Genomic DNA, 10756 nt, shown 5'->3' on the forward strand with positions numbered 1-10756 from the left:
TCCTGATTCCACTTTACCATTATATGGGCTATAATGTTCTATATTATTATTCTTGTCAAATTCATAAAACTTTCTTGGAAACAATAAAACTCTATACAAACAGGAATAAAATGTTCTGATATGATCTATATTATCATCTTCAATTTGAATTCTGCTTAATTCTTTTTCCCATGTTTGTTTTGCTTTTTCTTTGGTTTGTTCAAAGGAATCGGTACCAATTTCTTTATTTAAATTTAATTGCGCTTGCTCTAGACTTATAAACGAAGAGGCCATTTTTATATGTACTACTTCTCCTTTTTTTGTTTTAAAACCTATAATTGCCCCTACATGATTACCTTCACTATCTGTAGAATTTTCTATTAATTTCCAACCATCAGTCCAAGTGTGATTTATTTCGAAATCTTTATCGAACTCCACTACAAAATAATTATGAAAATTATCTGGAACTCCACCACTATTATTTCGACAATAGCCAATAATTTTGCGTTGCTTTGGCAGAATTTTCACCATTGAGCCTTTAAAAAAGGCGTCCAAAATGACATAAGATTTATCAGATTCTGGGAAAGTAAACTTAAAATAAGCGGCTCTTTCTGTTGGTGTAACTTCGGCAGTAACATCATAATCTGCTAAATAAACACTATAATAATACGGTTTTACAATTTCTGCTTTATGAGAGAACCAAGATTCGCGCTCGTCTTCTTGAAATTTCAAATCCCCCGTTACTGCCATCAATGAAAAGGCAGCATAATCATTAATCCAAGGACTTGGTTGGTGTGTTTGTTTGATTCCTCTAGTTTTTTTATCATGATACTTATAAGTCCATCCATCACCCATTTTAGAAGTCATTGGTGTCCAAAAATTCATTGCCCACGGCGTTGCAATTACAGGATAAGTATTTCCATTAGACAAAGTATAATCAGAATCGGTTCCCATTAATGGGTTTACGTAATCTACTAGACTTTCTGGTTTTTCAGCTGTTTTTACAAGCTCAATATTTTTATTTGAACAAGAAAAACACAATAGACAAACTAAAACTTTTAAATACTTCATCTTTTAATTCACTAAAATTTCATCTATAAACAACCAAGAATCTTCGCCTTTTGGACTCTTCTTTAGGTTCGTCGCTACTACTTTTACATATCTGGCAGTCAAAGCATTAAAATTAATTTTAAAATCTTTCAATTCCGAATTTGAATTTATTGCAAATGGATGGGTTACTTGTCCAACTTCTTTATATGTCACTCCATCATTTGAAACAAAAGCACTTACTTGAGTTGGAAAATAAATTCCTGAACCTTGATTTTCTATAGAACCGAGAACTATTTGCTTAATTGTTTTTTCTTTTTCTAAATCAATAACCACTTCCATATCTTTAACTAGCCAAGCTTGCCATTGTCCATCATGAAAGTTTTTTGTTCCTCTTAAAATATTAACTAAACTAAATGGTCCATCTGCTTTATAATTATCATCATACGGCGTTTTAAAGTTTAATTTGCTTCCTACTGCTTTGTGGAATTTAATCGTATCCGTAAAAAATTTACCAACAGCTTTATCATTTTCAAATAATGAAGCTTTAAGAAGTGTTGTTTCACTAATTGCTATCGAATCTGTGTATTTTATAGCATTAGCATCTATACTCTTATCTCCCAATACATAACGAATATCAGCATTTGGAAATTCATTTTTCAAAGCTAGTTTTACTATTTTTTTATCTAAATCAGCAGTTGAAGTAGCAGTTATTAAGTAAGCACTTTTGGCATAATTTATTCCTAAATAATCATAACGTTTCAATAAAGAAGGTAATCTATTTGTAAAATCATTCCAATTGCGTGCTTCTTTTGAACTCCATAGGGTTTCTGCCAAAGCAGCAATTCTTGGAAAAATCATATATTCTGATTGTTGCGTAGTAGGAATGTATTCTGACCATAAATTAGCTTGACCGCCCAAAATATGTTTAGCTTCTTCAGGAGTCATAGTAGGCACAACAGGATCAAATTCGTACACTTTGCTTAAAGGTGTATATCCGCCAAAAGCTAAAGGCTCCTCATTTTGTGGTCCTTGATAATGATCAAAATAACAATGTGTTCCAGGAGTCATTACTACGTCATGTCCTTGTTCTGCCGCTTCGATTCCTCCTTGAGTGCCTCTCCAACTCATTACAGTAGCTTCTGGGGCAAGTCCTCCTTCTAATATTTCGTCCCAACCTATTAACTTTTTGCCTTTAGAATTGATGTATTTCTCCATTCTTTTGACAAAATAGCTTTGCAACTCATGTACATTTTTTAAACCTTCGTCTTGCATTCTCTTTTGGCAAAGTGGACATTTTTCCCAATTCGTTTTGGTTGCTTCATCTCCTCCAATGTGAATGTATTTGGATGGAAAAATAGGAATTACTTCATCTAAAACATTTTGTAAAAACTCAAATGTCGATTCTTTTCCAGCACAATAAATATCCGTAATAGGCCAAACCCCTCCTGATGGCACTCCAATTCTTTGATTGAAACAAGCCAATTCTGGATAAGCAGCAATAGCACAGCTTACGTGAGCTGGCATTTCGATTTCAGGAATAATTTCGATGTTTCGTAATTGGGCATATTTTACAATTTCTTTTAATTCTTCTTGGGTTAAAAAACCTCCAAAAGTTCCTTTTTCATCTGGATTAACCGTCAATCTGGCATTCCAAATCACATTTTCTTGATTGACTCTCCAAGCTCCTACTTCGGTCAATCTTGGATATTTTTTGATTTCAATTCGCCAACCTTGATCATCCACTAAATGCAAATGCAACACATTCATTTTTAGCATCGCCAAACGGTCTATCGTTTCTTCTATATAGGATTTATCAAAAAAATGACGCGATAAATCCAGCATCAAACCTCTCCATTGAAAACGAGGTTCATCTGTTATACTCACATTCGAAATTTCCCATTTCACATTAGAAACAACAACTTTGCTTTCGATAGCGGTTGGCAATAATTGTCGAATACTTTCTAGTCCATAAATAAAACCAGCATTTTCTTTAGCGGTAATTACAACTCCTTTAGTTGAAACATCAAGTTTGTATGCTTCCCTATGAAAAGTTTTATCCACTTTAAATACAATGTAATTACTCTTTGGAATCTTCGTAGTAATTAGAGGTTTCCAACCCGCAGCTAATTGAAATTTGTTTAATAAAGCTGTAGCAATTTCTTTTTGTGAATCTCCTTTTACTACAAATTGGGTATTTTTAGAAAACTGAAATTTTCCTTCTTTAACTACTATATTAGCAGGTTTTGGAATAATATTTATCTTTTTTTGTGCTATAATTTCTTGACTAACAAAACTTGAAATTGTTAGTAAAATAAGGCTAATTATTGTTTTAAACTTCTTCATTATTTGTTATTTTAAACTTGGTTTAATTGTAAATTGATACTGATAGTTTTTATCTAAAAGTTGGTATTTTTCCATAGGCCAAGCTGACCAACTATCAATTCCGCCCACGCCCATTTGTTTGAAATCAATTTTCAAACTCGTTAAATCTCTTTCTTTAATGTCGGCTGCATTTCGTTGGTGTTTTTCTAAACCATCGTCTAAATCTTCGGTCAACAAATGCAAGGCTGTAAAACTCAATAATTCATCCGATTGAACGCTCAATTGCAATTTATCATTCGACAAATTCATCCATCGAACAGCCATTTTATTGCCCGTTTCTTGCGGACGGATATATGGATAATATTGTTCCGATACCGTTTGATTGTAAACTCCAACTGCAGCACTATAATTTCTGTCAATATAATTTTCGTATGGTCCTTTTCCATAATATTGCAAACTATTGAAATCTTTTGGTAAGACCATTTCCATTCCAAATCGTGGCAACATAGGCACGTCTTTCATTTTATCAATATTCAATTTTTGTTGAACACTCAATTCTCCATTGCTATTGATTTCATACTCTAAAGTCAATTCAGCCGAAACTTGAGGCAGATCATATATAGCTTTTACCAAAACTACATTCTCTTTTGTCATAGTAAAATTCCAACTCAACAAGGTCGGATTTTGCATTGCTATTTTCCAAGGTAACAATTGATGCTGTAATCCTGCGCCAAAGTCATTATCATTGGGAGCTCGCCAAAAATCAGGTCGCAATTGATAACCTTCTTTCAAAATAGCTTGATTTTCGAAAGTATATCCAGAAATAAATCCTGTTTTTTTATCGAAAGTAATCTTGGTTTTATCGCTTTTGAAAGTGATGCTATTTGTAGTTTTATCAACCAAAATTTTAGCAACTCCTATTATTTTTATATCATTTTTCCATTTGCCTTTGTAGAGTAATTGTTCAGTAGCAATTTCGAAATCTTTGGGCAAAAAAGGTTCTTCTTCTTTCAACTGATAACTTAGATTAATAAATGCTTCTTGAAACTTTTTCCCTTCTAAATGAATTGGCAAAAGATAATTTTTAGATTCTTGTGGATTGACATCCAATGTTTCAATAGTTCCCGTACTATCTACAACACCATCCAAAACCAATTGCCATTGCAAACGCACATTCGATAAATCTTTGAAGAAAAATTCGTTAAAGACTTTTATCGTTGCTGCGTCTTTATTTTCCCAAGAAGTGAGAATGTTTTGATATACTTTTCGCATTTCAAAAGCGTGCGGATGCGGTTGTCGCTCTGGATTGAAAACACCATTATTAAGGAAATTATTATCGCTCGGAACGTCTTTGGGACCAAAATCACCTCCATAAGCAAAAACCTTAGTTCCATCGTCTCTCGTTTTGTACACCGATTGGTCAATCATATCCCAAATAAAACCACCTTGGAAATTTTTATGCGCTCGGAACACATCCCAATAGTCTTTAAAATTTCCCATCGAATTTCCCATAGCGTGGGCATATTCACATAAAATATAGGGTCTCGAAGGATTTGGATTTGCCAGAATATATTCTTCCATTTTATTGGGCGAACTGTACATTGGATTAATAATATCGGAATCCCATTCAAATTTCAAGTCTTTTCCATCCCAAGCACCAGCAGTAGCTCTTTCGTACTGAATTGGTCTTGATTTATCACGATTTTTTATCCATAAATAACCTCTGTAAAAATTATATCCATTACCTGCTTCATTACCCATACTCCAAATAATGATGGATGGATGATTTTTATCTCTTTCAATCATTCGCTGCATTCGCTGAATATGTGACAATTCCCAATCGGGTTTGTTGCCCAATGTTTTGGTTATATCATATCCCATACCATGCGATTCTACATTGGCTTCATCCACAACATAAATTCCATATTTATCGCACAATTCATAAAAATATTCATCATTTGGATAATGAGACATTCTTACCGCATTGATGTTAAACTCTTTCATCAGTTTAATATCTTGCTCCATACGTTCTCTCGAAATGGTTTGCCCTGTAACTGGATCTGTTTCATGACGGTTTACTCCTTTTATGTATATCGCTTTGCCGTTTACTAAAAGTTGTCCGTTTTTGATTTCTATTTTTCTAAAACCAACGTTTTGATTAATAACTTCTATAACATTGCCTTTTTTGTCTTTTAAAATAAAAAGAACTTGGTATAAATTTGGAATTTCGGCATTCCATTTTTTAGGATTATTTACTGCAAATTCAAAAGTTTGTTTCGTTGAAGTTGCGCTAATCATTTTTGAAGCAACAATGGTTTCGTCCTCTTTCAATTGTACTTCTAAAAAATAATTATCATTTTTATCTAAATCCGAAAATTCAGTTGAGATTTTTAAAGTTCCGTTTATATAAGAAGCGTCTAAATCAGGAATAATTTCACAATCTTTTAAATGCACTTTATTTCTAGCGTACAAATAACTTTCTCTAGTAATGCCACTCATTCTCCAGAAGTCCTGACACTCTAAATACGAGCCATCACTCCATTTCATTACTTTTAAAACGATGCTGTTTTTACCCGTTTTTAAAAATTTATTCAAATTAAATTCTGAAGGTAATTTACCATCTTCGCCATAACCTACATACACACCATTTACCCAAACTGTAAGATTCGATTTGGCCGTACCGATATGCAGAAAAATATCTTTTCCTTCCCAATTTTTATCGATAGTAATTTCTCTTCTATACACTCCTGTCGGATTGTATTTTGTTGGGACAAAAGGCGGATTTGTGGCAATATATTTAGCAAAATCATAGGTTGTATTGGTATAAACAGGATAACCATAACCGTTTACATCCCAACTGGCGGGGATTTTAAAATTATCCCAACTAGAATCGTCAAAGTTGCTTTTTTTGAACTCTTTTGGCAAATCATTTGGACTTGTAACATAGATAAATTTCCATGTTCCATTCAAATCCAAATAATTTTTTGATGCTTTCCAATCGTTTTTTGTTGCCAATGCTTCGTTCTCAAAAACACAATAAGAAGTGTGCATAGGCTCTCTGTTTTCCTCATTGATTTTTTCATTTTGCCAATAAGGAGTTGACTCCTGAGCAACAGAAGTAAATGTCGAAAGTATAAATATGAATATGAAAAGTATTTTTTTCATCTAATTAATTGTTTATTTATCCCAAGCCATTTTGAATTGAGCATCTTCCATCCTATGTCCTTTTTCGTCATCTGAAACAGCATAATTGAAACCCGAACGCAAACTATAACCTGAGTATTCGCCATTTTTATTCAAGGCAATAAAACCAACTTGCAGGTATTCCAAATCTTTGTGATTTTTATGCTTGTTGTAAATACGCTCGGTGATTTCTTTACAAGCGTCGAAAGGCGATTTTCCTTGACGCATTAATTCTACCACCATTGCACTTCCAGCTGTACGAATCACTGCTTCGCCCAATCCTGTTGCAGCTGCTGCACCAACTTCGTTATCTAGAAAAAGCCCCGCGCCGATGATTGGGGAGTCACCAACGCGTCCGTGCATTTTCCAAGCAGCTCCACTTGTTGTACAACCTCCAGCAAGATTTCCCTCTTCATCTAGCATCAACATACTAATCGTATCGTGATTTTCGATATTGATAACGGGTTTGTATTTGGATTCTTCCAACCATTTTTTCCAATCTTTTTCAGCTTCTGGCGTTAACAAATTTTCTACTTTAAACCCTTCTGATAAAGCAAATTGCAATGCTCCTTGCCCAGATAACATAACATGTGGCGTATTTTCCAGAACTCTTTTGGCAACCGAAATAGGATGCATAATTCCTTCTAAAAAACAAACCGAACCACAATTGCTATTGTGATCCATAATGCAAGCATCGAGTGTTACCTTGCCTTCACGATCTGGATAACCGCCATAACCCACACTTCTAATATTAGGGTCGGCTTCGGGGATTTTCATCCCCGCTTCAATCGCATCCAAGGCAGGTTTTCCTTGTTTTAATTGTTTCCAAGTTTCAGCATTGGCAGGTAAACCGTGATTCCAAGTCGAAATAATCACTGGTTTTTTTTGTTTTTTTAAATCAATTTCTTTTTCGTTTTCAGTATTTCTGGCAGTAGCTTTAAACCCTAAAAATGAAGTCATTGCAAGTGTACCTAATGCAGTTTTTTTTATAAAGTCTCTTCTGTTTGACATAAAATTGATTTTTTTATTTATAAATTTTTGAAGATAACGCCATATTGTTTTTAGCATTTTTAGGCGAATTACCCATCCTAAAAATTAAAGTTCCTCCATTTGTAATTTCGTTGTGCGTAATATAGTTTCTATCTATTTTTTTTCCATTCAATTCAATTCAATTGATTGTATATATATATTTTCTTTACTATTATTCTTTGTTTGGATAACAAATGTTTTATTATTTTCTAAATTAATGCTAGCAGTATCAAACATTGGAGAACCAAAACTATAAACTCCTTGTGCTGGATTTACAGGATAAAAACCAAGTGAACTCAACACATACCATGAAGACATTTGTCCGCAATCTTCATTACCACAATGCCCGTTAGGTTCGTTTTTATATTGTGTCTCTAAAATTTCTCTTACTAATTTTTGGGGTTTCCAAGGCTTGTTAATGTAATTGTATAAATAAGCCACATGATGACTTGGCTCATTCCCATGAGCATATTGCCCAATCATTCCTGTACTAAATATAGGCAATTTATCTTCGGGTAACGGTTTTAGGGTAAACATAGAGTCTAACTTTTTCTCAAAAGCATCCTTTCCTCCTACTGCGTTTATTAAACCTTCAATGTTTTGAGGAACAGACCAAAAGTATTGCCAAGCATTGCTTTCGCAGAAATAAGGGGAGTATTCTTTTGGTATAAAATTATTTATAAACTGTCCGTTTTTCAATTTTGGACGCATAAATTTAGTCTTGGCATCGTAAACATTTCTCCAGCTTTCTGAACGATTAGCAAAATATTCGTAATCACTTGATTTATGCAATGCTTTTGCAAACTGAGACAAACACCAATCATCATAGGCATATTCTAAAGTTTTAGAAACTGACCAATTTTCGCTGCTTTCATCAACAGGAACATAGCCTAAAGTTTTGTAACTATCTAATTGTCTTGAATCAACCATAGCGCTTTCTTTGCAAGCTTTATAGGCCAATTCTACATCAAATTTTTTAATGCCTTTAAAATAAGCATCAACAATAACTGGAATGGCATGATTTCCTATCATCATATTGGTTTCATTTCCTTGCAAAGACCAAACGGGCAACAATTCTGTTTCTTTGTAATGTGCCAATAAAGAATTAACCATACTAGACACTCGATTTGGATGCAAAATGGTGTACAATGGATGTGCTGCTCTGTAAGTATCCCATAACGAAAAGGTATCGTATCGATCAAAACCTTGGGCATTTTCTATCTTACCATTTGCTCCTTTATAATCTCCGTTGCAATCACTCAACAATGTGGGAGCCAGCATAGATTGATACAACATACTGTAAAAAATCTTTTTCTTAGTAGCATCTGTTGTTGTTACTTGAATTTTTTGCAATTCTTTATCCCAAAGCGCATTTGCTTTTTCTTTATAATTTTCAAAATTAAAATCGGGAGCTTCTTGTTCTAAAGATTTATAGGCTCCTTGAATAGTTGCTGTTGAAAGTCCTGTTTTTAGAATTATTACATCATCATCAGTTGTTTTATAGTTTACAACTATTTTGGTTTTTACTGCTTCAACTGGACTTGTTGTCAATGAATCATTTTTAAAAATTTGGTAGGAATCAAAAGGTTTTGAAAATTTTATTACAAAATAAACCCTTTGGTCTTTTGCCCAACCTGTAGATTTTCGGTAGCCTTCTATAGTGGAATTATCAACCACTTTAATATATGTTTTTGTGGGAGCGTCCCAGTTTAAGGCATAACCCAAATCAATGTGTATTTGCGAAGCATCATCTTTTGGAAATGTATATTTATGAATACCCGTTCTGGCAGTTGTTGTAAGCTCTGCTTTTATACCAAAATCCAATAAATCTACAGCATAATAACCTGGAGAAGCTTTCTCTCTTTTATGCGAAAAACTTGAAAAAGGCATAAAATTATTGTCCTTAATTCGATTAGAAAATCTGCTATTGGTAGGCATTACTAAAATATCATACAAATCACCGGCACCTGTCCCTGTTAAGTGCGTATGAGAAAAACCAGTAATAATAGAATCTTTATAAAAATAACCTGCAATTCTATCCCAACCAGGAATACCAATATCTGGACTTAATTGTACCATTCCAAAGGGAACAGTTGCACCAGGATAAGTATTACCTGGTCCATCTGTTCCTATAAACGGATTTACATAATTAGTTAATTTATCATAGTCTGATTTATAAGGACTGCAATTGTATAAAAGAGCAATAAATACCATATATATTAGACTATGCTTCATTATTATTTTATTTTAAGCTTGCTTTAGTTGCTGCAATAGTTTGTAATTGCTCTTGAGTTAAAGCAGGACCATCAAAGAAAGTAATTCCTTTAGCACCATTTTCTTTAGCATATAAAATGGCTTCTTTTAATTCTTCTGGAGATTTAAAAGCGGGTAAATAAACACCAGTATTAACCTTTGTTTGTTTTCCTTTTAAATCCGAAACTCCTTGTTTAGTAGCATAAGCTACCCAGTCCACTTCTTCATTGTAAAAACCGTGATAAATCATTGGATACACCTCATCAATATCCCATTTATCCCAGCGTTGACGCACCATGTGATCTGCCATTTCTGGATAAGGAAATACAGCAGCCGTTAAATTTTTATGGTATTTGTGTACAATTTTATACGCATCGTCAACCACTGATTTGATAGCATTCAATCTGAAATTTTTCCATTCCATATCAATTGCCGTATTGTGGCTTTCTTTTGGGTTTTTGTGATGCAATTTCTCAAATGCTTTAATACATTCATCACAATAACAGAAGTCATATTGAGGTAATTCTTCGTCTTGAACCAAATTATATTTTGGAAGTAAACCTATTGGCAAGAAAATGTCTGGGAAGCGAATGTAATCTAAGTGTACACTTTCGATACCATCTACTTTAGCTAATTCTTCTACCAAACCCAATACGTGATTTCTAGATTCTTTTCTTGTAGGGCATAACCATTGATAATAATCTACATACGGACGATTATCAAAGCAGGATTTTCCCTCTTTGCTCACCATATACCAATCTGGGTGTTTCAATGCGATTGAATCGCCAGGACGGTTCATAGTCATAATCCAAGCATGCACTTTCAAGCCTTCTTTAGTGGCTACTGGAACTAATTTTTTTAATAATTCTGGATCAGCATTGGTGTTGATTAATACTTCATCGATTCCGCCGTCTTTGTATTTTTTGAACTCTTTGCTATA

The 10756-nt window shown here is 33.7% G+C and carries 5 protein-coding genes and 1 pseudogene; all 6 read right to left on the reverse strand.

All coding sequences use genetic code 11. The features are described 5' to 3' along the window. A partial coding sequence (locus tag PHC28_RS10290; RefSeq protein ID WP_300099639.1) for a GH92 family glycosyl hydrolase occupies positions 1-1050 on the reverse strand: 1050 nt, incomplete at its 3' end. A 3-nt stretch (positions 1051-1053) separates the two neighbouring features. Further along, complete coding sequence (locus tag PHC28_RS10295) at positions 1054-3372, reverse strand: family 20 glycosylhydrolase (protein ID WP_300099642.1); 2319 nt, start codon at positions 3370-3372, stop codon at positions 1054-1056. A gap of 6 nt (positions 3373-3378) precedes the next feature. Then, positions 3379-6516: a glycoside hydrolase family 2 TIM barrel-domain containing protein gene (locus PHC28_RS10300; protein ID WP_300099645.1), complete on the reverse strand. Its 3138-nt coding sequence runs from the start codon at positions 6514-6516 to the stop codon at positions 3379-3381. Between the two features lie 12 nt (positions 6517-6528). Next, positions 6529-7545 carry an isoaspartyl peptidase/L-asparaginase family protein gene (locus PHC28_RS10305; protein WP_300099647.1) on the reverse strand — a complete coding sequence of 339 codons (1017 nt, stop codon included), beginning with the start codon at positions 7543-7545 and terminating at the stop codon, positions 6529-6531. A gap of 13 nt (positions 7546-7558) precedes the next feature. Next, positions 7559-9777 (reverse strand): annotated as a pseudogene (locus PHC28_RS10310) (GH92 family glycosyl hydrolase). Between the two features lie 28 nt (positions 9778-9805). Further along, positions 9806-10756 (reverse strand): putative glycoside hydrolase (locus PHC28_RS10315; protein ID WP_300099650.1); only part of this gene is annotated, 951 nt, incomplete at its 5' end.

This window comes from Flavobacterium sp. (assembly GCF_028712645.1).
GTDB lineage: Bacteria > Bacteroidota > Bacteroidia > Flavobacteriales > Flavobacteriaceae > Flavobacterium.